General features: G+C 60.3%; 28 protein-coding genes and 1 pseudogene. 7 read left to right on the forward strand and 22 right to left on the reverse strand.

Annotation, left to right across the window (positions count from 1 at the left end; genetic code table 11):
- Nucleotides 1–356: 356 nt before the first annotated feature.
- A protein-coding gene (locus tag Ga0080574_RS02825; protein WP_156876251.1) for an IS5 family transposase occupies nt 357–1,114 on the forward strand; the annotation gives its coding sequence in 2 pieces (ribosomal slippage) (nt 357–678 and nt 678–1,114; 759 coding nt in all).
- Here Ga0080574_RS02825 and Ga0080574_RS02830 read toward each other — a convergent pair.
- From Ga0080574_RS02830 to Ga0080574_RS02905, 17 genes are all read right to left on the reverse strand, one after another.
- Nucleotides 1,102–2,196, reverse strand: a complete 1,095-nt coding sequence (locus Ga0080574_RS02830) for a ThiF family adenylyltransferase (RefSeq protein WP_076695131.1) — start codon at nt 2,194–2,196, stop codon at nt 1,102–1,104. The genes Ga0080574_RS02825 and Ga0080574_RS02830 overlap by 13 nt on opposite strands.
- On the reverse strand, nt 2,196–3,434 hold the full coding sequence (locus Ga0080574_RS02835; protein ID WP_052453650.1) for a nucleotidyltransferase domain-containing protein: 1,239 nt from the start codon (nt 3,432–3,434) through the stop codon (nt 2,196–2,198). Before Ga0080574_RS02835 ends, Ga0080574_RS02830 begins: the two co-directional genes overlap by 1 nt.
- Nucleotides 3,435–3,623: 189 nt before the next feature.
- The gene (locus tag Ga0080574_RS02840) at nt 3,624–4,700 is read right to left on the reverse strand and encodes a TrbL/VirB6 family protein (protein ID WP_076695134.1); all 1,077 of its coding nucleotides are present in this window, start codon (nt 4,698–4,700) and stop codon (nt 3,624–3,626) included.
- 12 nt (nt 4,701–4,712) lie between these two features.
- Nucleotides 4,713–5,126, reverse strand: a complete 414-nt coding sequence (locus Ga0080574_RS02845) for a hypothetical protein (protein WP_076695136.1) — start codon at nt 5,124–5,126, stop codon at nt 4,713–4,715.
- Nucleotides 5,123–5,317: a DUF4177 domain-containing protein gene (locus tag Ga0080574_RS02850; protein ID WP_076695138.1), complete on the reverse strand. Its 195-nt coding sequence runs from the start codon at nt 5,315–5,317 to the stop codon at nt 5,123–5,125. The genes Ga0080574_RS02845 and Ga0080574_RS02850 overlap by 4 nt, the downstream gene beginning before the upstream one ends.
- Entirely contained in the window at nt 5,314–6,300 is a 987-nt protein-coding gene (locus tag Ga0080574_RS02855; RefSeq protein ID WP_055296391.1) for an ATPase, T2SS/T4P/T4SS family, read from the reverse strand. Before Ga0080574_RS02855 ends, Ga0080574_RS02850 begins: the two co-directional genes overlap by 4 nt.
- Nucleotides 6,301–6,304: 4 nt before the next feature.
- The gene (locus Ga0080574_RS02860; RefSeq protein WP_076695140.1) at nt 6,305–7,684 is read right to left on the reverse strand and encodes a TraB/TrbI/VirB10 family type IV secretion system protein; all 1,380 of its coding nucleotides are present in this window, start codon (nt 7,682–7,684) and stop codon (nt 6,305–6,307) included.
- On the reverse strand, nt 7,681–8,346 hold the full coding sequence (locus Ga0080574_RS02865) for a TrbG/VirB9 family P-type conjugative transfer protein (protein WP_198039724.1): 666 nt from the start codon (nt 8,344–8,346) through the stop codon (nt 7,681–7,683). The genes Ga0080574_RS02860 and Ga0080574_RS02865 overlap by 4 nt, the downstream gene beginning before the upstream one ends.
- Before the next feature lie 32 nt (nt 8,347–8,378).
- Nucleotides 8,379–9,035, reverse strand: coding sequence for a VirB8 family type IV secretion system protein (locus Ga0080574_RS02870; protein WP_009503797.1), 657 nt, complete (start codon nt 9,033–9,035; stop codon nt 8,379–8,381).
- Nucleotides 9,036–9,146: 111 nt separating this feature from the next.
- Entirely contained in the window at nt 9,147–9,956 is an 810-nt protein-coding gene (locus Ga0080574_RS02875) for a type IV secretion system protein (RefSeq protein WP_076695233.1), read from the reverse strand.
- A complete protein-coding gene (locus tag Ga0080574_RS02880) occupies nt 9,956–11,110 on the reverse strand; it encodes a lytic transglycosylase domain-containing protein (RefSeq protein WP_198039723.1) in 1,155 nt (384 codons plus the stop codon). Before Ga0080574_RS02880 ends, Ga0080574_RS02875 begins: the two co-directional genes overlap by 1 nt.
- Complete coding sequence (locus Ga0080574_RS26160) at nt 11,100–11,267, reverse strand: hypothetical protein (protein ID WP_170846621.1); 168 nt, start codon at nt 11,265–11,267, stop codon at nt 11,100–11,102. Before Ga0080574_RS26160 ends, Ga0080574_RS02880 begins: the two co-directional genes overlap by 11 nt.
- Nucleotides 11,264–13,639 carry a VirB4 family type IV secretion/conjugal transfer ATPase gene (locus Ga0080574_RS02885; RefSeq protein ID WP_076695146.1) on the reverse strand — a complete coding sequence of 792 codons (2,376 nt, stop codon included), beginning with the start codon at nt 13,637–13,639 and terminating at the stop codon, nt 11,264–11,266. Before Ga0080574_RS02885 ends, Ga0080574_RS26160 begins: the two co-directional genes overlap by 4 nt.
- Entirely contained in the window at nt 13,629–13,907 is a 279-nt protein-coding gene (locus Ga0080574_RS02890) for a VirB3 family type IV secretion system protein (protein ID WP_012187324.1), read from the reverse strand. The genes Ga0080574_RS02885 and Ga0080574_RS02890 overlap by 11 nt, the downstream gene beginning before the upstream one ends.
- The gene (locus tag Ga0080574_RS02895; protein WP_009503803.1) at nt 13,900–14,193 is read right to left on the reverse strand and encodes a TrbC/VirB2 family protein; all 294 of its coding nucleotides are present in this window, start codon (nt 14,191–14,193) and stop codon (nt 13,900–13,902) included. Before Ga0080574_RS02895 ends, Ga0080574_RS02890 begins: the two co-directional genes overlap by 8 nt.
- On the reverse strand, nt 14,190–14,804 hold the full coding sequence (locus Ga0080574_RS02900; RefSeq protein WP_076695148.1) for a lytic transglycosylase domain-containing protein: 615 nt from the start codon (nt 14,802–14,804) through the stop codon (nt 14,190–14,192). Before Ga0080574_RS02900 ends, Ga0080574_RS02895 begins: the two co-directional genes overlap by 4 nt.
- 43 nt (nt 14,805–14,847) lie before the next feature.
- Entirely contained in the window at nt 14,848–15,216 is a 369-nt protein-coding gene (locus Ga0080574_RS02905) for a hypothetical protein (protein WP_058123676.1), read from the reverse strand.
- A gap of 210 nt (nt 15,217–15,426) precedes the next feature.
- Here Ga0080574_RS02905 and Ga0080574_RS02910 point away from each other — a divergent pair, with 210 nt between their 5' ends.
- From Ga0080574_RS02910 to Ga0080574_RS02945, 6 genes are all read left to right on the forward strand, one after another.
- Nucleotides 15,427–15,678, forward strand: coding sequence for a hypothetical protein (locus Ga0080574_RS02910; protein WP_076695150.1), 252 nt, complete (start codon nt 15,427–15,429; stop codon nt 15,676–15,678).
- A gap of 277 nt (nt 15,679–15,955) precedes the next feature.
- Nucleotides 15,956–17,152 carry an IS256 family transposase gene (locus Ga0080574_RS02915; RefSeq protein WP_076695235.1) on the forward strand — a complete coding sequence of 399 codons (1,197 nt, stop codon included), beginning with the start codon at nt 15,956–15,958 and terminating at the stop codon, nt 17,150–17,152.
- Between the two features lie 57 nt (nt 17,153–17,209).
- Nucleotides 17,210–17,467 (forward strand): helix-turn-helix domain-containing protein, encoded by a 258-nt coding sequence (locus Ga0080574_RS02920; RefSeq protein WP_028284972.1) that lies wholly within the window; start codon nt 17,210–17,212, stop codon nt 17,465–17,467.
- 895 nt (nt 17,468–18,362) lie between these two features.
- Nucleotides 18,363–19,997, forward strand: coding sequence for a TnsB C-terminal domain-containing protein (locus Ga0080574_RS02935; RefSeq protein WP_024099411.1), 1,635 nt, complete (start codon nt 18,363–18,365; stop codon nt 19,995–19,997).
- Nucleotide 19,998: 1 nt separating this feature from the next.
- Nucleotides 19,999–20,880: a TniB family NTP-binding protein gene (locus Ga0080574_RS02940; RefSeq protein ID WP_024099410.1), complete on the forward strand. Its 882-nt coding sequence runs from the start codon at nt 19,999–20,001 to the stop codon at nt 20,878–20,880.
- On the forward strand, nt 20,877–21,668 hold the full coding sequence (locus tag Ga0080574_RS02945) for a TniQ family protein (RefSeq protein WP_008335465.1): 792 nt from the start codon (nt 20,877–20,879) through the stop codon (nt 21,666–21,668). Before Ga0080574_RS02940 ends, Ga0080574_RS02945 begins: the two co-directional genes overlap by 4 nt.
- Before the next feature lie 49 nt (nt 21,669–21,717).
- On the opposite strand, the pseudogene Ga0080574_RS26165 reads toward Ga0080574_RS02945, so the two are convergent.
- The 5 genes and pseudogenes from Ga0080574_RS26165 to Ga0080574_RS02970 form a co-directional block, all read right to left on the reverse strand.
- Nucleotides 21,718–22,191, reverse strand: a pseudogene (locus tag Ga0080574_RS26165) (hypothetical protein); the annotation flags it as partial.
- A 302-nt stretch (nt 22,192–22,493) separates the two neighbouring features.
- Entirely contained in the window at nt 22,494–22,856 is a 363-nt protein-coding gene (locus Ga0080574_RS02955; protein ID WP_005645232.1) for a SpoIIAA family protein, read from the reverse strand.
- On the reverse strand, nt 22,828–23,793 hold the full coding sequence (locus Ga0080574_RS02960; protein ID WP_007803480.1) for a cation diffusion facilitator family transporter: 966 nt from the start codon (nt 23,791–23,793) through the stop codon (nt 22,828–22,830). Before Ga0080574_RS02960 ends, Ga0080574_RS02955 begins: the two co-directional genes overlap by 29 nt.
- A complete protein-coding gene (locus Ga0080574_RS02965) occupies nt 23,783–24,553 on the reverse strand; it encodes a transglutaminase-like domain-containing protein (protein WP_005645237.1) in 771 nt (256 codons plus the stop codon). Before Ga0080574_RS02965 ends, Ga0080574_RS02960 begins: the two co-directional genes overlap by 11 nt.
- 69 nt (nt 24,554–24,622) lie before the next feature.
- Nucleotides 24,623–25,243, reverse strand: a complete 621-nt coding sequence (locus Ga0080574_RS02970) for a cation efflux transmembrane domain-containing protein (protein ID WP_008327361.1) — start codon at nt 25,241–25,243, stop codon at nt 24,623–24,625.
- Nucleotides 25,244–25,253 lie beyond the last annotated feature (10 nt).

A 25,253-nucleotide genomic window follows, 5' to 3' on the forward strand; every position in this document is an offset into this window, starting at 1 on the left:
TTGAGATGCAGCGGTCAGTGGTGGCGGATCTTCAGACGGGATACTTCGTGCAATCAGTCCTCCGAGTCCTCCGGCGTAGACTCGTCCCCAAACGAGAGGTTTACGCTTCTGCGTGCAAATGGCCGCTGCCATTCGAAACACTCCGCTATCAGCCGTCGTATCTATGACGAGATCACAAGTGCTGATGATCTCGCTCAACTGAGCAATATGCTGGACAGCGGATTGAGACGTCAGACTCATTCCCAAGGCACCGACTTTCACTGCCGGATTTATTCGTAGCAATCTGTGCCTAGGGTCAGGACCCATTGATTTCCGACTGGCAGCGTGATTCACGGTTCGGAAAACGAGCGGTGAACATGTCTGATCTTTTCTGGTTGAGCGACGCGCAGATGGCGCGCCTTGCGCCTTTCTTTCCTAAATCCCACGGCAAGCCTCGCGTAGACGATCGGCGCGTCCTGAGCGGGATTATCTTCGTCAACCGCAATGGGTTAAGATGGCGTGATGCACCCGCCGCTTATGGCCCGCACAAGACGCTCTACAACCGTTGGAAGCGGTGGAGCGACAAGGGCGTCTTTGCCCGGATGATGGCGGGTCTGGCTGCCGAACACGGCGAACAGAAGACCGTCATGATCGACGCGACCTATCTCAAGGCCCACCGAACAGCGACCAGCATGGGCGTGAAAAAGGGGGGCGTGGACGCCTGATTGGTCGGACCAAGGGCGGCATGAACACGAAGTTGCACGCCGTCTGCGACAGCCAGGGCCGACCGCTCGACCTCTTCGTCACGGCAGGACAAGTCAGCGATTACATCGGTGCCCGCGCTTTGGTGGGCAGTTTGCCAAAGGTGGAATGGCTGCTGGGAGACCGCGGCTACGATGCCGACTGGTTCAGAGAAACGTTGAAAGACAAAGGGATACGGGCCTGCATCCCAGGCCGGAAACAGCGGAAGAAACCGGTGAAGTACGACAAGCGCCGCTACAAACGCCGCAACCGGATTGAGATCATGTTCGGCAGGCTGAAAGACTGGCGACGCGTGGCAACTCGATACGACAGATGCCCGAAGGTCTTCCTCTCAGCCATCGCCCTTGCTGCAACCGTCATCTATTGGCTATGAGTCCTGACCCTAAGCGAAACCGCCTTGTGATGCCCCACATCCATTTCATCGAGTTCGTTTCGAACCAAGTTGTCGGACCAAAGAACGTCATTGTCGAACAAAATGAATTGACCGACGCCTTCGCGCGCAAGACTGGCGGCCACCTTTGATCCCAGCGAGCCTGCACCGATGATGCAGATGCTAGATTCTCGGAACATCTTCCCGTGAACCCGGCGTTCTTTTGCCGTTGGTGGCTCAAAGGTATGAAACAGGTCAATCCTTCGTTTCGACCCGTTGTGGAGAACGCGCAGCAATACCTCTTGCTTGCCATTTGAAATGACGACCAACATGTCGCCGGCGCCTTCTACCCATTTACGGAGCCATGAAGGCAGGTACTGGTACAAGAGCCCCTTCAGTTCCTCGGGCTGCAGATCTGGAATATGCCGAATGTCGGGCAATCGATATAGGACCCCAGGGACCACCCTTCCCCCAAATCCCGCACCATCAATCGGCACACGCAAGCCAGAGTCCAACCCGATGCTCGCAATGCGAGCAACAAGGACTTCGGAAGCCCCAACCCGGCGCTCCAAAGTTATATGAATATCGGTTGCGTGTCCGGCAAGGCGCAACCTTAACAGGCGGGCGGTGTCAGGCGGTAGCATGAAGCGTCGGGAACACCCCGAGAGCAGCGAGGGTAAGTCGGTAGGATGAGCGCTTTCCACGTCCGAGAAACCATCGTCCTTTGGGGTTGCTTCGAGAAGTGCTTTGGCACTCCTTACCACATCGGCGCTCTTGCAGTCGGGATGCCAGTTATCCGGTCTATACTGGAGGCATAGTTCACCACCCTCGCCGTATTGGTGCTGCGATAAACGGACGGAGCTGTCGGCTGGAAGTACGAATGGTGGCAGATCTGGAAAGAGTGCTGGGAAAACCAGCCGCAATGGAATGCGACGATCACCGGCGAGCAGAACAAACGACCACCTCAGCAGGCCATCGGCGTTCTTGCCGAATTGGGGTTCTTCTAGCCAAGCTGATGCCGCGGCTAGGCTAGCGAGCTCTTCACACTCACGGATTAGCCTCGCCTCGCCGGCTGTGAACTCCATCAACCAAAACCTTTTGGCTCCGTCGGCCTCCGATCCTCACCACCAAAAACGAGACCCGGCGCAGAAGCCCCGGCCGCAGCGGCAGGAGCCACGGACGCCGCACGTGAACCCGCGGATGCCGCTACCCTCGAGCGAACACCTTCAACAAGGGTGCTGCCAAGATTTCGTGACAGTTCATTCAAAACAATATTCGTATCACTGAACTTTTGAACGGCGCCAAAATCTGATCGAGCGGTTTCAAGCCACTCAAAGAAGGATTTTCGACGATCGGGAAAGTCCTTCCACCGATCCGCAAAATTCTCAGAAGGGTCAGTCGGGTTGGCGATCCATGACTCACCATTTCGTTCTTTGACTTCGAGATGCATGTCCTTCAGGATTTTGGCAATTGCATCTGACACCCTTGCTTCGCCTGCGTAGGCATGGGCCGAGAGCGTCGTGAGGATCACACTGATAACCTTCAGCTCCGGATCCCGCTCCGCGAACCACTCATCCCTGTGACGCTTCAAGATCATGATGGCTGACTGGAGAGGTGTTCGCACCCGAAATACCGGGACGTCCTCCACACTCGCTGTCACTTTGCCTTGGGCGTCGAGGAATGCCCTGCGACGCTCATTCAGCTGTTCGATCTGCCTTGACTTGAACCAGGCGGCAAAGCCCCTAGGATTGCTTCGGGGCCAATCATCCGTGATGATACGGTATGTGCTAGTCTTGTCTTTATCGGTGATGGCAATCGCACCTTCCGCAAGCGCCTGATCCGCGAGGTAAGAAGAAAGAACGGCACGCATGTTTGCCTCGTTCGGCACAGCCGGCAATACGTCCATGTGGAATTGCGCACCATCTGCGTAGATCAAGGTGCAGCATCTTCTAGGCTCATCACTTACCTCATTCTTGATCCCTCGCGCATCGCGATACGCCTTGAGCTCAGCCAGCAGAAGAGCGCGCAGATCAGCTTGCGAAATTTGCGCTTTCGTCAGAGACCGGAACGAGACAACGATGTCGAGATCGTAGTCTTCGTCCTTGGATGTCGGCTTGATCGGTGTGCCGAGCGCGAAAGAGCCTTGGATATAGACATCGGGATCATAATCACGAACCTTGGAGTCATCTCGATGCAAAAACTCGCCAAGATCCTTGTAGCGCCTTTCGGCTTGATCGAAGCGATCTTGCGGCACTGCCAATTCTTCCGCAAGTTTCTCAATTGCAACATTATACCCATATCCTACGCCCGCGCTCACATTCATATCAAACCTCTTGTTCACAATCCCACAACTACAAGATGTCCATTTTAAGACTGATTTTCAACGGCTATGCCGAACCAAACGCCTGTCTTTTTTACAAGCAGTTTTGGAAAGTGAACTTGCTACGAATGGCGGCGGTTAGAGCTCCAAGCGGAGCATGAGAGAACCGTTCCCAGTGCCCGATTAGGGCCGTTACCGTCGCCCAAGCCGGCCCAGTCTCGCCAGCTGTGCCAGCATTTTTGACCCTGCGTCAGTGGATCCTGTGCCGCCTGTGGAACCCGTCTGACCCATGCCTTGCCTCGCTGGCATCTGCTGCACGCCAAAGAACTGCCGCGCCCTGAGGGCTGCGTATTCTGCGCCACTGGCCCCGCCGATGAGGTAGCGATTGTAGGCCTGCTGGCTTCCCATGGCGGCGCGGGCAAAGCTGTAGCCGCCGCCGAGACCTCCGGAGACGGCGGGCATCATGATGTTGCCGGAGATCGCGCGGACGATGAAGGGCGTGGCGACAATGAAGCCCTTGGCCATGAGCACCATCATGAAGAAGGGAATGAGCGCGCCGATGTTTGAGGCCCCTTCGGGATCGCCTAGTTCACCGATGAGCGCGGAGGAAACGCCTGTGATCGTTGCGAACACGCCTGCGACGACGATGGGGTATAGTGCAAAGGAAATCAGCGCGGACAGCCAGCGCGCGAAATAGTCCTTGGTCACTTCGAAGAGGGTGAGGAAGATCATCACCGGAGCGATCCCAATCAGGAGTGCGATCATCAGTCGAGAGGCCACGAGGATGAAAGCGGCCAGCCCGCCGAGTATCGAGAGCAGAAGCACCCCGACGATGTCGAGCATGGCCCCGGCCATCCAGTTCAGCTCTGATCCGGCTGCATTGAGGTAGTCGCCGAGTTCCGCGATCAGCCGGTCAAACTCTTCGGCAAAGGTCCCAGAGGGACCCGGGGTGCCGCCACCGACCGAGGCTACAAGCGCGCCCGCAATGCTGTCGATGCCGGCCAGGATGGCAGATGAGAGCGCGTTGAACTGCACCCAGTTGGTCGCGAATATCCCGATGAGGCCGATCTTGACTGCCAGCCAAAAGGCCGTTCTGCCGTCCATCGCCTTGTATTGGTAGATCATGTTCAGGAAGACGAGGATCACCACCAATGTTGTACCCACAACCAAAAGTGTGCCCACGGTCGCAGCGACGGACCCGAACTGGGATTCCGCGGCGGTGTCGAGGTAGCCCTGGGAGGTTTCAACGAAGTAGGTGACGACACTCATCGCGGCGCTGCCTTACCAATTGCCCGCGGCGTCGCAGATTGCCTTCGCTGCAGGGCGGGCGGCATTGGCGCGGCGGTTGTAGGCGTCCGAGGCTTGCAGCATTTCCCATCGTTCGTCGCTCGCGTAGCTCTCCCGAAACACCGCCTCGGCCGCGTCCCAGGACGGGAACTGGATTTCGCAGTCGCAGCTGCCGGTCTGGACGATGCGCTCGAGGTTCTGGGCGCGGTAGATGTCTTGAACCAACACGCGCTGATAGGCTTGGCGCAGGGGGATCTCCTGCATCCACACGTGTTCAGCGGGCCGGTCTGGACAGACGTCGAAACTGCGCTCGAGGGTCGGCACGAGATTGCGCTCAGCGGAGCCGGGTGCCGACGTTAGGCCCAGGACCAGCGCAGTCAATACGAGGGGATAGCGCGCCTGCCTCATGCCGTGGCTCCGTTGGTTGTGGTTTCACGCTTCAGGAAAACGGTGTGCCCGATATTGGCGAATTCCGAAGTGCTGATCGACACCACCTCCCAGCCTTCCGCACCTTTGGCATTCAGGCTGGCTTGCATGTCGGCAAGGCTGGTTTTGCGGGTCATGGGAAAGGACAGGATATCGTATTCAAATGTCTTCATGGGGAAGTTCCAATCTCAGTTGCGCCGGGGAGGTAGAATTCGGTGATGCCGCGTTTGCCGTCATGGCGACCGGCCTGGATGATCACGTCGATCGAATTCTCGATGTACTGGATCATGTCGGCATAGGTCATCGGGATTTCGGTCTTGAGTGCCGCGATCGCGAGGCGCTGCACGGCCAATTGCGGGGTTTCGGCATGCAGCGTGGTCATGGACCCGCCGTGGCCGGTGTTGATGGCTTCCAGAAAGGTCATGGCCTCCTTGCCGCGCACCTCGCCGAGGATGATCCGGTCGGGGCGCATGCGCAGCGTCGCAGTGAGAAGCACATCGGCGGTCTGGAATTCTGCGTCGCGATTGGCGATGAGGGTCACGGCATTTGGTTGGGTCGGCAAAAGCTCGGCCGCTTCTTCGATGGTGACGATGCGTTCCTCGGCCGGTACGTGAGAGAGGATCTTGCGCGCGGCCACGGTCTTGCCGGTGGAGGTGCCGCCCGAGACGATCATGTTGAGTTTGTTCTCGACGCAGAAGGCGAGCGCATCATCGATCAAACCCGCGGCCACCACGGCGCGCAAGGCGCGCTTTTTTTCGACGCGCAGGTCTTCGAGCTTGCGCTCTTTTCCGTAGAGGAAATCGAGCGCAATGCCCTCGAGTGGCAGGCTTGAGAAGAACCGCAGGCTGATCGACATGGCCGAGAGCACGGCGGGCGGGGTGATGACCTGTGCGCGGATCGGGCGCCCCTTGTAGGTGATCGAGACCGAGACGATGGGGCGGTCCTTGCTCATCGTGGTATTGGCCGAGGAGGCGATCTGGTTGCCGAGGTCCCTGACCTGAACGCCGGTCAGCCTCTGGTCCAGCGCGCGCATGAAGTGATCGCCCTGGAATTCGCCCCAGCAGGTGCCATCAGGGTTGATGCAGATCTCGATGACATCGTCGCGGGCGGCGGCGTCGATCCGGTCGAGCGAGGTTTCGAGATAGCTCAGCGACATGGGCTCAGAATATCTCCAGATCGCGATCGACCATGACCGTGACGCGGGCGCCCTGGTCGACATAGATGACGGGGCCGATGGAGAGGTAATCGCCTATGACGCTATCCGTGGCATCTGCCAGATCATCGCCAACGTCTTCGAGAGCGTCGGCGGCAGTCTCATCCTGGACCTCGGAGGCGGCGGCACTGGGTGCGGCGGAAATCAGCGAGATCAGGGCGGCCGACCCGAAACGCTCGGCAAAGCGCGTGTCTATGAGGCCGGTGACGCCAGAACGGCCCAGTTCATCACCTCCGAAGGAGCTGATCTGGACGGTTTGGCCCGCGGGCAGGATGATCCGGTCCCAGGCGATCGTGACGCGGCGCTGCGCGATATCGACGCCAGCGCGGTAGCGCCCGATGAGACGCGATCCGCGGGGGATCAAGAGGCGCGCGCCATCGACGCTGTAGACATCCTCGGACACCACGGCGCGGGTCTGGCCGGGCAGGGAGCTGTCGAGGGCTGTTTCCATGACGGCCTGGATCATGGTGCCCTGTAGAATCGTGTTGGAGGGATTGGCGATCACCTCGGCCTGCGTCACCGTCGAGGGCAGCGCCCCGTTCAGTACGAAATCCGTCACCTCGCCAAAAGTGCGTTCAGTCAGAGCCGTTTCATTCGCTCCGGAGGCACCGCCAAAAGCGATGGTGGGCGAGGTGATGCGCCGCTCCTGGAAGGCGCGTTCCTCCGCGGCCCGGCGCTCCAGCTCGGCCATGCGCCGGGCTTCTTCCTCGCGGCGCAGTCGCTCTTGCTCGCGTGCGCGCAGCTCATCCTCCGTGGGGCCCGTTGTCGCGGGTTGCGGTCGGCTGGCCTCGAGTTGGGCCAGTTCCAGATCCATGCGGAGTTGCTCAAGGCTGCGATCCCGCGCCGTCAGTTCGTCCTGGAACCGTTGCTGTGCTGCTTCCGAGGCGGCTTGCAGCGCCGCGATCTGAGCGGTCAGCGCGTCGATCGCCTCTGCGGCGGCGGTGTCTTCCTCGACAACTGGTTCAGGGGCGTTGCGCAATTCCTCGATCTGGGCCTGCAGGGCGGTGATCTGCGCCAGAAGCTCCGCGTTGGGCTCGACGGGGTCTGGTCCGACGAACACAACCTCGGGCTCGGGCGGGGGCAAGGTCTCGATAGCGCCAAAGCCATCCCCTTCGTTTTGGAAGACGTCCGGAGTGGCCGTCGGCAAGGCTTCCTCTTCTTCGGGCTGTGAGAGGAGATAAAGCAGGGCACCACCCGCGCCGATGACGAGGACCACGATCAGCGCGAGAAGGGGCGACCGGCGCTGCGCCGCCGTGGGGGCGCGGGCACTGCCTTTCTCAAGGGCGGAGAGGCGTTTTTCCAGCTCGGTGTTCCCGGTTTCGCTCATGAGGTGGCCTCCGCGGGCGGGATCGCCTCGATGCAGACCACCTCTTCGCCCAGTCGCAGGACCCATTGGCGGTTCACGCCGCTGACGCGGATCACGCCGTCTTCAGGAGTTTGCGTGTTGACCGTGCGCTCGCGGCCGCCCGCGTAGCGGAAGATCGCGGGCACAGGCGCGTTTCTTGGAAACGCGAAATACGTGAACGTCCCGTCATCCCAGATGCGTGTCGGCGTGAACTCGGTCCGCGCGCTGGCACCGTAATTGTAGTTTGGCGCTTGGGCGGCGATGGCCCGGGTCGGGCGCCCAGCGTCATCAGGATAGCGGAACTGCACCACATAGAAGGTCGGGCTGCGAACCTCCTCGACGTTGAAGTAGTAGCTTCGCCTGTTCGTGTAGACCGTCACATTGGTATGCACCCCGCGCGCCACAGGCTTGATCGCGAAGGCCTGACCGCCCGGGACGCCGTCGATCTCGAAGCCCTCGGTGTCGCCCGCGATGATCGAGCGGATGCTTTCGCCGATCCCGAACTCGATGGTGGTCACATGGGTGAGCGACACGCTGAGACGGTAGACCTGACCTTCCTGGTAGGTGGCCAAGCGCACCCGGCTGTCGTTGGGACCGCCACGCGGGATGGCTTCGGCAGAGGCGAGGCCGGGCAACAGGGCCATGACAAAAATAAGCGATCTTATAAACAACAACGTCAGTTCTCCAATCTGTCGGAGCGGATGGAATATTCGAGGACGGTGAAGCCGAATGGATTGGTCCAGACCTCGTCGATGGAGCGGCGGGTCTCCGGGCGGAACTCGAAGAGAAGCGTCGCAGTGAAGAGGCCGGTCTGGGTGCCGTTGATGGAGGTCAGACGCTTGCGCAGGCGCACCGTGGCGCGGTTGGTGCCGATCCGGTTGATGCTGAGGATTTCCACGTCGAGTCGGGCATTGGGGCCATAGACGGTCGGCGGATAGTTTTCATTTGCGCTGTTCCAGATCTGGCGCAGCCCGCTCTCGGCAGCCCCGTCAGAGCGGCGCAGGACGCTGCGGATGCGCAGGTCGTTGTCGAGCTGGTTATAGACCTCGCGGTCGGTCACATAGCGGAACACTTCCGCCTCGATGATCGCCTGGTTGGCGGTCACCGAGGAAGCGCCCACCGAGGCTTCGGGGAGTGCAAAGCCGGTGGCGGGATCATAGGGGACAACGACGGGGGGCGGATCGACATCGAGGATCGAGACAGCTGCCGCGCTCAGACAGCCGATGATGCCGAAGACAAGGCCTATCAGGCCAAGACGCTGCCAGAGCCGTTCACGGCGCAGGGCACCGTAGACCAGCTCTTCCTCGATGATTTCTTGTTCAGTCGCCACCATTCATGCCCCCGCTCGGCGTTTCGAAATGAGTTGAAGCGGTTCTTCGCTGCCTCTCGCTGCGCTCGAACGCGAAAACCGATATTTGTTTTTGGGGATCAATTTCGAAACGTCTTAGTCTGCCCGGAGGTCCGGCAAGGTGAAATCCATGAAGCGCTGCTCTTCCGCAATGGTGGCGGCATCGATCACGCCGCCGGTGCCGTCGCCCACGGTCTGCACCGCTTCGAGTTGCCACATGGCGACCAGCGCAATGGCGAGCTCCGCGGTCACGCGCGTGTTGAGATCGATGCTTTCCTTGAGTTCGTCCATGTCGTCGATGAGCCCGACAAGGCGGTCTACCCGCTCGAGCGATTGGCCGGCGTCCTCATAGCTGTTCTGGGCCGCCGCCGAGACGAGCGCACCGGTGGTGGCCTGCGTCGCCACGCGGTTGGCGCCGGGATTGCCGCTCGCGGCCATTTCCGAGAGGGTGTCCTCGTCAAAGCCGAGGTCGGCCAGCACCCGGTCCATCTGGGTTTCGATCTCGCCCGCGCCTGAACCGGACAGGCCGGAGAAATCCCCAGTCTTGATCGCCTCAATCGTGGCGAGGATGTCCCCGAACTCCTGGTCGAGTAGGCCATTGAGTTCGTCTTCCATCTCGGTGCGGATGATTTCTGGAAGCTCGGCAAGGCGGGTGAGGGCCTCGTAGGTGCGCTGCAGCTCGGCAAGTTGATCCGTGAGTGTGGCAAGCTGTTCGCGGAGCTGCGTCAGCTGCTCGTTTTGCAGAATCTCGTCCTCGATCATCTGCCGGAGCTGCTGGATGTTTTGCGCGATGTTCTGGGTATCGACGACGGGCACGCCTTGTGCTGCGACAGGGGGTAGGGCGCTGAACTGCAAGCCAATGCCAAGCGTTGTGACCAAAGCTGTCCTCAAGAGCAGATGTCCCATCATTCAATCTCCCTGATCGTAAAGTCCATGAACGCGCCCTCTGCCATGCGGGCGCTGGCCTGGGCCAGCTCCTCGGCAGAGAGGACTCGGGTGCGTGCAGCCTGAAGCCGGATGCGTGCAGCGACGAGGCGCACGAGTTCGGCGCGGGCATAGGTGTTGAGCGCGACGCTCTCCTGCACGTCCTCGGTTTCGGAAATCCGCTCGACGATGTCCGCAATACGCAAGGCGGCCTGCCTAATCGCCGCTGGGGAATTGTTGCCATAGAAGGCCGCGCCATGACCCGTGAGCGAGAGGTTGGCATTGGCCAGAAGCGCGGGGTCGATCGTGCCAAGCGCTTCGATCCCGCCGATACGGGTCAAATAGAGGTTATAGCGTTCGGGGATCACCTGGACGTAGTGCTGGGTCTCGCGGAAGGGCGGCACGCCGCCATACTCGAAAACCCGGCCGGGTCCGGCGTTATAGGCCGCGAGCGCGTTGATGATATTGCCATCGAATGTGTTGAGCTGGGTCGCGAGATAGCGCGCGCCGCCATGTACCTGCAGGTAAGGGCTGTCATAGTATTCCGGGTTGATGCCCAGATCGCTGGCGGTGCCCGGCATGATCTGGGTGAGACCATAGGCGCCGACGGGAGACCGTGCACCGATCGTAAACCGGCTTTCCTGCCAGATCAGCGCTTGCAGCAGCGCGCGCCATTGGACGGGGGAGAGCCCTGCGCGGCCAACACCCGCAAAGCCGCTGGTTTCCTGGGCGACGCGGATGATGAGCTGCTCGATGTTCTCGGCGGCGTCGCCGAACATCTGCGCACCGCCGGGATTGGGGTCGATCTCGCCCGTGCCATAGACGGCTTCCACGGCGCGGTCGGGATCGCCGCTGCCGCTTTCCAGCCCCGAGACCATAGCCGGCAAGCCCTGACCGCCGAAGCTGGTCTGGGCATCGAGGATGCGTTGCAGGGTTTCCAGCTGCTCCCGTTCGATCTCGGCGATGAGTTCGCGCACGGAAAGCTTGTCGGCCTGGATCGCGAGGTCTGCCTCGCGATCGCCAGTCTCGACGATATCACGCGCGGTCAGCCCACTGTCATTGGTCGGCACGCCTTGAGACAAGGCGAGACCTGGCAGCAGGCAAAGCGCTAGGATATGAGGCAGGCTAGACTTCAATGTCCCCCTCCGGGGTGCCAAGGGGCGTGAAGTCACAATCAGGCGCGACGGGTGCTGTGGACGCAAGGAACGTGAAGCAATTGGCCTGCGGCTCCCGATACTGGGTGCAGGAGGCCAGCGCGCCGAGCGCAGCCAAAGCGATAAGAATACGGATCATGAAAGCCTCCAAAAATCTGGGCGGTCGCGGTAATCGGCGCCGACGAGCGCCTCGCCTTTCTCCATGCCGCCGAGGATGGTGAGATTGGGCCCGAGAGCACTGAGATCGGCATCGACCACGATCGAGCCCTGATCGTCGCGGATCAGTGCCAAACGGCTGTTGCTGCCCGTGTTGAGAAGGACGTCGAGCTCCTTCTCCGTGAGGTTCAGCATGGCGTAGTCCGCAGGCTGCGCGCGGATATTGGGCAGCAGGATCTGCGTCGGAACGGCTTCGACGATGGTCTTGCCGGTCCGGGTGCGCTCAAGCTGGCTGGCATATTGCGTCATCATCACCGCGACGGTGTTCTGCTTGCGCGCAGTCACGAGCCAGTTCGACAGCCGTTCGGCGAAATATGCGTTGTCGAGCGCCTTCCAGGCCTCGTCGATCACGATGATGGTGGGGCGGCGGTCCTCGATCTCGCGCTCGACCCGGCGGAAAAGATAGGAGAGAACAGCCATCCGCTCCTTGTCGGCCTCGCTGTCGAGAATGCCGGTCAGATCGAAGCCCACCACATCGCCTTTGAGCGAGAACGTGTCCTCGAGGCTCTGCCCGAAGATCCAGCCGTAGCGGCCGTCTTCGGTCCACTCGAGCAGGCGCTGGTGCAGATCGCCGCCATCATCTGTGGACACAAAAAGCGATGCGAAATCCCGCCAGTTCCGCAGGGCCGGATTGGAGGCCTGGGCATTCTGGCGCACGACTTCCTGGATGCGGTTGGTCTGCGCCGGGGTCAGGGGTTTGTCGGCGCGGTAGAGCAGCGTTGTGAGCCAGTCCGAGAGCCAGGCGGTGCCACGACTATCGGTTTCAGTCCAAAGGGGATTGAGACCCGTGGGCTGACCGGCGTTCAGGGATGCGTAGCGCCCGCCATTTGCGCGGACGGCCATTTCCATGCCGAGGCGGTAGTCGAAAACGAAGATCCGCGCGCCTGCGCGGCGGGCCTGGGTCATCAGGAAGGCCGAGAGTACCGACTTGCCCGACCCCGGCCGCCCCATGATCAGGGTATGCCCGCTGGTCGGTTCTTTGTCCGGGCTGCCTTGCTCGTGATAGGAAAACCGGTAGGCGCTCTGCTCCGGCGTGGGCAAATAAGTGACGACCCGGCCCCATGGGGTTTTCGCGGCGGGTTTGCCGAGCTGTGTCCGGTGAAAGGCCGCAAAATCCGCGAAGTTGCGATTGGTGACGGCGCTGGCACGCACGCGCTTGGGCTGGTTGCCGGGATGCTGGCTGAGGTAATGGGCCTTTGCGGCGACCCGCTCACCGATCATCTTCACGCCTTCGGTCGCGGCGGCGTTCACGATTTCGGCGCTGAGCGTCTGCAGCTCATCCAGCGTTTCGCAGAAGAGCGTCACGACCATATGGTGTTCGCCGAAGCTTTGGCGCTTGGCCTCGAGATCATCGGCGGCGATATCGAGGGCTTCTAGGAGCGAGAGGGCCGCGTCCTGGCTGGCCTGCATCTGGCGCTTTTGCCGTTTGATGCGGCCCGCCATGAGGTTCGAATTGATCGGGGTGAAGGAATGCGTGACGATCATGTCGACCGGCAGGTTCAGCATGTCGAACATGGTGCAGGAGGTGCCTTCCGAGTATTCTCCGATGGTGAAGCTCTTGCCGTAGCGGTGGCCCACGACGCCCTCGGAAAGCTCGAAATGGTCGCCGTGAAACGTCACGCGGGTATTGGCGACGTTGACGGACAAAAAGCCGTAGGTGTTCGCTGGGTAGAGCGGCAGCTCTGTTCCGGTGTTGAGCGCGCCCAAAAATCCCACCAACTCTCCCGATCCGGCTGACAGCAGGCGCGGCTTGAGCTCGGTAAGCCCCGAGAGGAAGACGTTCACGGCCTCACCGAGGCGCTGCAGGCGTTTGCGGGTCTCTTCTCTCAGGCGGTCCGGCGCGCTGCGGCCGAGGTGCGGTAGGAGGCTTTTCGGAGGCGGGCGGTGAATGACGGTGAGCGTCAGTGTTTTGTCGCGGAGCCCGCTGGTCTCAAGTTTCGCGCGCCAGCGCCGGTCAACCTCGCCTGCGAAGCTGTCCTCACAGATCGGGTCGAAATCAGGTTTGATGGCCTTGGAGACCTTGTGGACGTAATAGCTGAATTCCGGCCCGAGCTGCGCGACGATGCGGGCAAAAAGCGCCGTCACCTTGTCGAGATAGGCATCGTCCGTCGTGTAGCTGTTGATTCCCTCGAGCCGGATGCAGCGGAAGAGTTCGTTCACCCGGGTCCGCACGGTCTGGTCGTCGACGAGGCTCACATAGGGCAGCATATGCGCAAGCCGGGTCTCGCGCGCATACCAGTCTGGGGTCATTGTGCGGGCATCGAGCGCAGCATCACGGGCGTCATCACGGGGCATAGCTGTCCCCGCCATGGATGCTGCGGTTTCGCGTGGGTGGCGTCTCCTGCAGCGCCGTCATCATTACGTCGATGAAACGCGGGTCCCAATCGGCGGCCTTCCACAGCACCGGATAGAGCAGGGCGGCGACACCCAGCACCGCGATGTGCTGGACCCAGACGAACAAGAGCACCGAACCGAAGAGCCAGACCATCGCGTACATGATGGGCAGGCCCAGAAGCTTCGGCGGGCGCACGAGCCCAAGAAAGAGAGGCGCGCGCTCAGCCACCGGCAAAAACCGCGGCAACGATGGTGGGGGCGGCGGCAACACCAGCGATGCCCACGAGGACCCAGAGCGCCTGGCGCAGGTCGATGATGTTGAAGAACCAGCTGAGAAAGACCCCGAGAACGGCCAGCGTCGCGATGACAACGCCAAGTGGGCCGGTCAGCGCATCGACGATGCCCTGTAACAGGCTCTGGATCGGGGAGAGATCGATGCTCTGTGCAAGGGCGGGTTCGGCAATCAGCAGGAATAGCGCCAGCGAGGCGACAAAGAGGTTTGAAATCTGTTTCATGAATTTGATCCTTCCAATCGGGCCACGACGGCCATGACGCGGGCCACGTGGTTCTGGGTTTCTCGGTAGGGGGGGACGCCGCCATACTGGCGGACCGCATCGGGTCCGGCGTTGTAGGCAGCCAGCGCCAGACGCGGATCGCCGAACGTCTCCAGCATCATCGCGAGGTAGCGGGCGGAGCCGTCGAGGTTCTGCAATGGTTGACGCGGGTCGACGCCGAGATCACGCGCAGTGGCGGGCATCAGCTGGCCAAGGCCAATGGCACCTGCACTTGAAATCGCATCCTGCCGGTAGGCGCTCTCAACCTCAATATTGGCTCGATAGAGAGCCAGCCAATCCGTCACGGAAAGCCCCGCGCGACGCAGGCCGGGATGGCCGGCATAGCGCAAGGCCGTGATCTGAATCCCGGAGAGGACATCGGCGCGGGGCAGGGGAGTCGGGCGGGCAAGGGCCTCGACTTGGACGCCCTCTTGCTCGGCCTCTACCTCGCCGAAGATCGCGATCCCATCGGAGGCCGAACCCTGACCGATGCCGTCATTGTAGTTTCGAGCAAAGCTGCTTTGGGAGCGGGACGGGATCAGGGAGCCGTCGCTCTCCATGACCAGCACCATTTGCGCGGAGGCTGGCGCGGCGACCAGCCAGAGGCAGACGAGGTTAGTTGTCAGCGCCCTTGGCTGATGGGGCTTTGTCTGACGGCGCAAGTTTGTGCGTACGGCTTGTCCCCGCCTCAAGCGGCAGGTCGACATGCGCAAAGCCAAGGCCAATGAAGAATGACACCACGCCAGAGATCGTCTTGAACTCGCGGATCTTGATATCGTTGTAGGTCGTCCGCGTGCGGGCGGTGACGAGGAGCTTTTCCACCCCGTCATCAGAGACAACGCGCATGATCCAGACCCCGTAATAGCTGGGGCCTTTCTTATGTGCCGACTCCTGGCACAGGATTTCTGCGCTATAGCCGCTTTCCACGAGTTCGCGGAACCTGGCTTCCGTAACCACATTTGGTGCTTCGATGTCCCAGTTCATGGCCCGGCTCACGCTTTCTCCAATGGCGCGACCCCAGGCATTCCCACTTGAAGCCCAGAGTTACGATAGTATATTATCAACCGCAAGATGTAATATCGTGCTTTAGCTGTAGTTTGGTTACGCAAACACTAGTCACGGCCAGTGTCCGCGATCAAGGAGATAACAGGTTTGAGAAACCCAAGGTTGACAGGCCTGCTCCCATTGCAAGCTATGGCCCTTCTGATCTGCGTTCCCGGGCCGGTTTTGGCGGAATCCTGCTTCGCCCCGGCCCGTCCTTTCCTGCCAAGCGATTCGCAGGCGGCGCGGGACTATGCGGATATCATCCGTGGCGATTTCGAAGACTACATCCAGGATATCCAGAGCTACTTCCGTTGCCTCGACAGCGAACGCGCCCGCGCGTTCGAGGAAGCGCGCGAAGTCAGCGAGGACTATGGCCGATTTCTGCAATTGGCAGGGGATTGATGGGCAGCTTCGGGAGCATCAGACTTGCAGCCCATGGAAACCAGACGCCGATAACACCCTCAAATATCTACTTTTTAGATAACGGATTTCATCCGCTAGCGACGTCACAAAAGGTATGTGACGCGTGGCAAAGGTAGTGTCCCAACGCTTGGTGTAGGAGGCCGCGCGCGGAGCCCCCAGCGTAGCGCAGCGCGCGGCCGGGTGTGACGCTGGCGGCCACCGCCGATCTTCGAGAAGGTTCGGGTTGCGAGACCTTGAACCAAGAACGGAGATGACGATGACCGATGACAGAATGACGCTGATTGAGCTGGTTGCGAAGCAGGCCGATGGCGATCTCGTGCGCGAGATGCTGGCCTTCGCGGCCGAGCGGATCATGGAAGTGGAGGTCGAGGCGCGAACCGGTGCCGCGAAGGGCGCTCGCTCTCCCCTGCGGGAGGTTCAGCGAAACGGTTACCGGGACCGCGACTGGGACACTCGTGCCGGTCGGATCGCGCTGGAAATCCCGCGGCTGAGAAAGGGGAGCTACCTGCCCAGCTTCCTGGAGCCGCGACGGACTGCTGAGAAGGCGCTGGTGGCGGTGATCCAGGAGGCTTACGTCCACGGGGTCTCGACGCGCTCCGTAGACGATCTGGTGAAGGCGATGGGCGCTGGCGGCATGTCGAAGAGCCAAGTCAGTCGCCTTTGTGTCGAAATCGACGAGCGGGTGAATGCATTCCTCTCCCGGCCGCTCGAAGGCGCCTGGCCCTATCTCTGGCTCGACGCGACCTACGTGAAAGTGCGCGAGAGCGGGCGGATCATCAGCCGCGCCGTGATAATAGCGGTAGCTGTGAACGAGGACGGCAAGCGCGAAGTTCTCGGCGTCGCCACCGGTCCATCCGAAGCAGAAACGTTCTGGACCGACTTCCTGCGCTCTCTCGCCGACCGTGGCCTGCGCGGCGTGAAGCTGGTGGTCTCCGATGACCACAAGGGGCTGCGGGCTGCCGCGCGGCGGGTGTTCGACGCGACGCACCAGCGCTGTCGCGTTCACTGGATGAGAAACGCGCTTGCCCATGCTCCGACCAAGCAGCGCACGGCCGTGGCGGCAATGCTGAAGACGATCTTCGCCCAGGAAAACAAGGCGGATGCCGAAGCCCAGTGGGAGGTCGTGGCTGACGCGCTGCGCGAGAAGCAGGCGCGGCTCGGCGCCCTCATGGACGCCTCGCGCGACGACGTCCTCGCCTACATGGATTTTCCACGTGAGCATTGGGCCCAGATCGCGTCGACGAACCCACTGGAGCGGGTGAACCGGGAGATCAAGCGCAGGTCTGACGTCATCGGCATCTTCCCGAACGACGAGGCCATCGTCCGTCTCGTCGGCGCGCTGATGCTCGAGACCAATGACGAATGGACGGTTGCGCGGAGATACATGTCGCTTGAAAGCCTGGCGCGTGTCACCGACACTACAACCGTCAGGCTGTCCGCCGTGGCGACCTGATCAGCCTTGAACCTCTCCGAAGGTCGGCGCTCTTACACCATCTCTCGGGGCACTACCGTGGCAAAGACAATCAGAACAAATGGTCAGTTGGCGCTCGTCCGTGCGTTGGTTGATGCACGTCAGAATGCGGGTCTCAGCCAGCAGCAGTTGGCGGCGAAGCTCAAACGCCACCAGTCGTTTGTGGCACGTCTCGAAAGCGGCGAGCGTCGTATCGACGTCGTGGAGTTTACAGTTCTGGCGAGGGTTATTGGCTTTGATAAAGATGAAGTCCTGTCGATTGTCGAAGCCGCCACGGAGCCCGACCACAGGATTTGAAGCCAATGAATTGTTGAGAACGCGGGAACCCATTTTCCCGGTCTGATGATCATTCCCTCCTCGAGGACCAGTTAGCCAACATCAAAGAAGCCCGGCGCGCGGTCGTAGTGAACGCTCTGCAACCCCACGCCGCAATTCGCAGCGCCGCAGTGCAGGAAGTCAGTAAACAGTGAACGAAGATAAGGGTGAGGGCGTCGCGATCGCCACTCTGATCGGGACCGATGGGTGCAGTGTTGTTGGTTGGGTTTATCGCTGGAGGACAGGCTCACATGCGGTGATGTGGGACGTCCAGGGGCCCCGGCCGGTATCGGAAACCCGGCCGGATATAAGTGACGAACAGAAGCAAGAAATCGACTTCGATGCGCTGACGAGGATCGGAAGAAGCGACGACGGGTGAACAGAGCGAACCCGCGGTGTTTGCCTAAACGCCAAACAGCATGTGGACCGCGAAGCGTATGCGGTGAGGTCTTGCAAGCCAAAGAAGCCGTCTTCCATGACAAATCTACGTGGCGGCAGGTCAGTAGTTCACCTGCTCGAACCCGTAGTTGCCGTCATAGTCACGCCAATCGACGAAGACGGATCGGTGATAAATGCCAGGGCAATGCTCGCCCCAACGTTCAAGTCCCACATGGGCCTCGGGCAGGGCAGTTATCGAAGATCGCTGCCATGAGAAGTCGCCTTGGGTCCCGTAGGTGCCGAGGACCACGGTCGCGCTTCGGTTACAATCCCCATCGCGCCCGGACTCGTGCTGTCGCGTAGCCCTTAATTGTGAGATGAGAAATCCAACGAAATCAACGGCCTTGCTTTGCCCTTAAATATGATATTTTGCCTTTAAATCCGATATTTTTGCCCTTAAACCTGAGACAGGGTTCGCAGCTTCGTGTGGCAAATATTGATGGATGATGATCGCGAAGACTTCGTTGCCGCTGGTGCTGAGGAGGCGCGCAGGGCGGCCGTTCTGCGTCCGCTTGTTCAGGCATATCTCAAAGGAACTGGCAGTCTGGAAAGTGGCATCAATGACGCCGTTTGGGAGCTTGGTGTCAGCAGGGCGACTGTCTGGCGCTGGATAAAGCGTCTGGCCGAAGAGGGTGGGCGCACCAGCGCGCTGGCTTCTCGGAAACGGGGCCGCCCGACTGGTACAACCTTGATATCCGGCAAGGTGGAAGCGGTGATCGAAGAACATCTTCGCCGTTATTTCTTACGGCGGGAACGCCCAAGCCTGTCGCGCATCGTGACAGAAATCCGAAGCGCGTGCTGGCAGCAGGGCTTGCAACCGCCGACACGTCGGACGGTTCAGCGCAGGCTGGATGCAATGGATGCCCGTGAAATTGCCAAGGCACGCGAAGGCGCAAAGGCGGCCCGCCAGAAATTTGCGCCGGTCGTAGGCGACAACAAGGCAAACCGGCCACTGGAGGTCGTGCAAATCGACCATACGCCTGCGGACATCATTCTCGTCGACAGTTTTGAACGCAAACCAATTGGGCGGCCTTGGGTCACGCTGGCGATCGACGTCGCAACGCGGATGGTGACCGGATATTACACCTCTCTCGAGGCACCTTCGCGTCTGTCGGTGGCGCTTTGCCTGACACAGGCTGTGGCCCCCAAGGCGGAACTTCTGGCGGAATTGGTGCGCAATGTTCCTTGGCCCGCGCAGGGTAAACCGCATAGCATCCACGTCGATAACGGGCGCGATTTCCGGTCGCATGCCTTTCGGTCGGCATGTGCAGAATGGGGGATCGATCTGGTCTATCGGCCGCCAGGCAGTCCTCATTTCGGAGGGCACATCGAACGATTGATCGGCACGATGATGGGGGCCGTGCACCTGTTGCCTGGAACAACGCAATCCTCGGTCGTGGCCAAGGGCGACTATGACGCCGAGGGCATGGCCACGATGACCTTAAGCGACTTCGATCGCTGGTTTGCTCTGGAAATCTGCCGCTACAACAACAGCATTCATTCAAGTCTTGGCTGCACGCCCGTTGCCAAATGGGAGGCGCTCTCAGAGCAAATGATGGGCGATATCCCCTTCGAGATTGAAGCCTTTCGGGTGAGCTTTCTGCCAAGTGAACTGCGCAAGGTCAGGCGTGACGGCATCCATCTGTTCCAGATACGGTACTGGTCCGATGCGCTTGCAGGCCACATCGGGCGCGGGGATGGAAAGGTGGTCGTCCGCTACGACCCTCGCGACCTCTCGGTGATCTGGGTCGAACTGGATAATGACCGATACGTCGAAGCTCGGTACCGAAACCTGGAAATTCCGCCTGTGTCGCTCTGGGAATATCGCGAAGCCATGAGGAATGCCCGTGCCCTTGGCAAGTCCGGGTCCAATGAGCTGGTCCTGGCTGAGCTGATCCGACAGCAACGCCAAATCGAGTCTGAAAGCCGGAGCCTGACGAGGGCCGAACGCCGATCCCGTGAAAGAAAAGGGACATTGGAGGGCGCCAACTCGGCCGTCTCAACAACCGAAGGGCTGCGCGCGATCGATACGGGTGATACATCGCGCCCATTGTTCAAGGTGGAGAGATGGTGAATTGAGGGCAGGAAAAACAGAGGAAGACGGTCGGATCACCCTCATTCAATCGGATATCTGGATTGGCTTTCCGCGGGCCGAACAAGTTCTGGACCGTTTGCAGTGTATGATCGAAGCGCCAAGGCAAACCCGTATGCCTGGCCTTCTTGTGCATGGCGCGTCCGGGATCGGAAAGACGATGATCGCCCGCAATCTTTCGCGCAGATATGCACCGGAATATGACCCAGCATCGGGAATTACGCGAACGCCGCTGTTACTGTTACAAGCACCACCAGCTCCCGACGAACGACGGTTCTATCTGCACATCCTGGCGACCGTCGGGGCACCGGCCACGGCACTGAGCGCGCGCGCTCAAAATGTGGCCTCCCTCGAAGTCCGTGTCGTCGCGCTCTTGCGCGACCTTGGCCTGCGGATGATCATGATCGACGAAGTCCACAACCTCTTGGCCGGGACCCACCGCGAACAGCGCCGCTTTCTCAATGTTCTGCGGTATCTCAGCAATGAACTCGAAGTGTCGCTGGTCTGCCTGGGGGTCAGCGAGGCCGTCGATGCCATCCGTGGTGATATCCAGCTTGCCAGGCGGCTGGACGAACATCACCTTCCAAACTGGCGCGACGACGCCGAGTTCTCGGACATGATCCAGACACTCATCGCGGCAATGCCCCTCGAGAAGAAATCCAATCTGAAGGTCAAGTCACTAAAGCAGATACTTGCGCTGACCGGCGGGGTGACCTCGCGCATCTTCGCCCTGATCAAGGATCTTTCCATCGACGCCATTGTCACAGGTGATGAATGCATCACCGATGACGCAATCGCAAAATGGACGCCGGTTTGGTCGCGCCATGCGAACCCCCATCGGCGGCTCGAGAAGTCCGGGGTGTGAAGCCGCACCCGCTGCCCAAGACTGTCGCGCCGCTGCCCGACGAGTTGTTGTCAGGTTGGTTGTCTAGGCTGGCGGCGGCCAACTACTGTGATGATGCGGAACTACTGGCTCATCTCAGAATCGATACCGCGCATGGCACCGCCTTGAACTTCAACGTCGACGCGGCTGCGGCGGCGAAGATTGCCAACGCCGCACGGATTGACCCAGATGTTGTGCGATCTTTGACCTTCCCAGCAATGACGACACGAGAAGCCTCGCTGACGGCCCAGATACCATTCCAGCATTGCCTGCAATGTTCCAGAGAGGGCCTTTCGCTCAAGCATTGGAGGCGAGCCTGGGCATTCGACTGCCAGGTTTGTGGGACGAGACTTGTGCCGACGCTCGGCAAGGCCAGTGGCGAACAGATGCCCGAAAAGCTGATAAATCGTGCGCGCAACGGCGCCGCGCGGCTTGAATACGCCGCGCGATTACGCAGCTCCAAGCAATTTCGGCGCGCAATGCGCGCGGTCACCTTTGCCATATCATTAAAGGCCTTCCGCGGAGATCCGTTATACGCTCTTCAGGGCCACAGGCTGGAAGTAAGGCTGTTTGGCCTTGCTGCAATTGATGCAGCCCAATCCCGTCCACTGGTCAAAGCGGCCATCTCAAGCTCCGGCATCGACGACTATGCAAGGGTTGCTCTATTGCGCGCCTTCGATAAGGAGCCACGTCTGCTTGCCGCGGTTGTTTACATCGCCCGGCAGCGCGCGAAAAGCATAGGCGCGATGGCAGTGGAATCTCATAATTAAGGGCAAAAAATATCCCCGAACGCGTCGTGTCTCAGATTTAAGGGCAACGCGACACGTGCTGTCGTGCATACCGTACATCGAAGACGCGGATGGACCGCACGAAATTGAACGCTGGACCGCTGATATCGATGTCCGCGCGGTCCTGAACGAGCCGCAGGGCGAGGTCGGTGGGAACGAGATTATCTACTGGCAAGGATTGAAGCGGTCGACGGGTGTCGGTTCGGTACAAGGCTTCAAAGATGCGGCCAGCGTTGTTTTGTAACCGATCGTTCTCGTAGGAGGCGCCCATGGGACAGCGCCAGATTTGCAGCGGTGGTTCGACCGGCCAGGGCGTGATCCGCCGGATAAATTCGGCGCGGGCTCGGGCGCAAGGGACGGAAGCAGGCCAGCCGCCAGACAGGCACAAGAGGATCGCGCAATCGATCGGGTATGTCTGCGCGCGGGCGGGTATTGGCAGCGAAGAACTTGTCACGGTCAAAGCGACTGCGACCGAGGGGAGGAGCTTCTTGAGTAAATGGCGCATGCTGTGGAGCCTCCGGGATGGGAGTTCAGCATACATACAATAATATACTATCGCAACGCTAAGTATAAAGTCGCATAATGAAGTTTATGTTAACCAACTGGCGCCCTGAGCCGCTAAAACATTACGATTTGATAATGCCCCGGCAAGGGCAGTGCCACTGTACCAAAGTTACTCCTTTGCGAAAGGAGCGACCATGTTCAGAACATTCGGATTGCTCTTGGGTCTCGCAACTGCTGTAGCTCTTTTGTTTATGGTTTCGAACAGATGCTGTCTTCTGCGAAGGCATCTGATTGAAAGCTACTCTACCTTTCACTTGCCCAGGCGATTGCCGCCTTCATTTCCGCCGGGTCGAACCGACGGAGTTCTGCCGTGGTCAGCACGTCGGCGAACCTGGTTCCCCACTCCAACAAAGCCCCTTCGCCCACCACAGCGACGCGGCGGAAGTCATTCCTATGGGCTGTGTCGATTTTCAGATCTTCGAGCAGAGCGGACGGCCCATCGTAGCCTTCGAACCTCGTGAGATCGAGAACCAGGCCGGGCTTACTTGTCTCTTGCAGGCGCTCATGAAGCAGGGCGTGCATCCGTTTCAGGTCGCTTTCGCTGAGCTTGCCCTCGCAGGCGAGGCCAATCGTGTCGTCATGAGCTGTCAGTGTCTCGGTGAACATGGTTTTCCTCCTCTTTTTCCGGTTTGCCGTGACCGTAAAGGTCAGCGTTTTCGTGTGCGCGGTCTTCGTGCTCAAATTCCAGACTCGAATGACCGATGCTGAAATCGTCCTTCAGCCGGTCCTTGATCGCGGCCTTGATCTTTTCGATTTGACCCCAGCCGTCCGCTGTCAGCACGACGTGGCAGTCCAGAGCCGCCTCGTGCTCCTGCATCTGCCACAGATGCACGTGATGAACGTCCGCGACACCATCCACACCCCGCATCGCCTGAACGACGGTTTCATTATCGATGTCCGGTGGACTGCCGAGCATCAGCGTCCGAATCGGACCGCCGATCTCGGTAAATGCGAGGTAGAGGATGTAGAGAGCGATGCCGATGGTGATCGCCGGGTCGACCCACCGCATGTTGTAGAGGAGGATGAGCGAGCCGCCGATGATGACCGCCACGGAGGCCAAAGCGTCCGATAGGTTGTGCAGGAAGAGCGCACGGATGTTCACGCTGCCTTTCTGCATCGAATAGGTGAGCAGCGCCGTCAACGTGTCGACGACCAGTGCCACACCGCCCAGGATCACCACCGTCCAGCCCTGTACCTCTGGTGGGTCGATCATGCGCATGCCACCCTCGTAGATCAGGTAGAAGCCGATCAGGATAAGTGTCGTGTAGTTGATGAGCGCTGCGACGATTTCTACCCGCCCATAGCCGAAGGTCATGCGCTTGTCCGCCGGGCGGCGAGCGATCTTACGCGCGAAGAAGGCGATCACCAGCGACGCCATGTCCGAGAAATTGTGGAGGGCATCCGCGATCAGCGCGAGGCTGCCGGAAAGGATCCCGCCGACGATCTGCGCGACCGTCAGGAGGCCGTTGGCCCAGATGGCGATGGAGACGCGACGATCACCGGATTGAGGATCGATGTGGGCGTGGCCGTGATCATGCGGCACGGTTCGTCTCCTCATGGCGGTGGTTCGGCCGATCGAATCCGGGGACCGGCGGCAAGATTCCGCGGCGGATGCGGCGAACCCTGGCATTCATCCAGTGACGGATGACGTGGCGATAGAGCAAGTCGCGCACAAATCCGAAGTTCTGGCGGTGCTTTGAGTAAAAATCGTCGGGTGCGTTGAAGGTTCCAAGATCGCGAACAATACCGGTTTTCTGGATGTAGGTATCATTGCCGGACCAAGTGACAGGCGGGGCGCTCAGACACTCCGTTCCAACCCCGTAGCCGCACAGACTATCCGTCTCGCGGAATTTCTGCTGCAGCGTCTGCAGGAAAGGCGCGTCCAGGATGAAGCCTTCAAGATTGACCCATCCGTCGCCCAAGTCCACCTCTACCCAGGAGTGGAGGATTTCGGACGGCGCGAGGGGATAGACGAGTTCCGGAACGACGCCTCTCTGAAGCGCCTTGTGGATTGTGAACCCGTGCAGTCGGCAGCGAACTCCCACGCCACGCAGCAGGGCCATGAGGAGCGTGCCCTTGGTGTTGCACTGCCCGTGGCCATCTGCGAGGACCTCGGACGCCGGAATGTCGTCGGCGCGGTTGTAGCCGAAGGTAATCTCGTTCCTGACGAAATCGTAGATGGCCCCAATTCGGTCGTCGCTGGGAAGGTCTGCCCAGCCGCGCTCCTCGATCAGTTTTGCAATTGAGGTCGCGTCAAAATCAAGCAGCCGGGTTTTGGCCAAATGAGGGTCGGCGGGGTTCACGGGATATCTCCTCGAATCGTTCACGAGAATATGTAGTTGCTACAGTCACTGTAGCTTCAAGCCCCGATTTCAGGCCGAGTCCTTGGTTACCTGATCGTCATTGTGCACCGCCTTGTGGTGTTCACCATGCGCGTCTCTCAGGATTCCGACGCCACCCCAGGCCGCGATGCCGGCGACAATCACGCCCACGACAAGGTCCGGCCAATTCGTTCCGAGCCAGGCTACGAGCCCGCCTGCGACGACGATTCCGAGATTGGCCGCGAAGTCGTTCCAGCTGAACGTATTCGCCGCTCGGATGTTTACGTCTGGATCGCGAAGCCGTGCCAGCAGCCAGACGCAAAGTGCGTTGATGGCCGCCGCTACCAGCGCCATGACAATCATGATCGTGCCAAGAGGATCCGATCCGCCGACGTAGCGGCGCCACGCGTCATACAGGATTCCAAGGGCGAAGAGGATCAGCAGGCCGCCCGAAACGTTCGCCGCTCCGCGCTTCCACTTGGCGGAGCGGGACAGCGCGAAGAGGCTGATCGCGTAGACGAAACTGTCCGACAGATTGTCGAGGCCATTGGCGATAAGCGCGCTTGACTCGCCGAATGCGCCCGAGGCGAAGAAAGCGACTGCCAGCCCGATGTTGAGACCCAGCACGATCCAGAGTGTGCGTCTTTCCGTTGCGTTTCTCTGCTCCGCCATGCCGGGTATC

This window comes from Salipiger abyssi (assembly GCF_001975705.1).
GTDB classification, from domain to species: Bacteria; Pseudomonadota; Alphaproteobacteria; order Rhodobacterales; family Rhodobacteraceae; genus Salipiger; species Salipiger abyssi.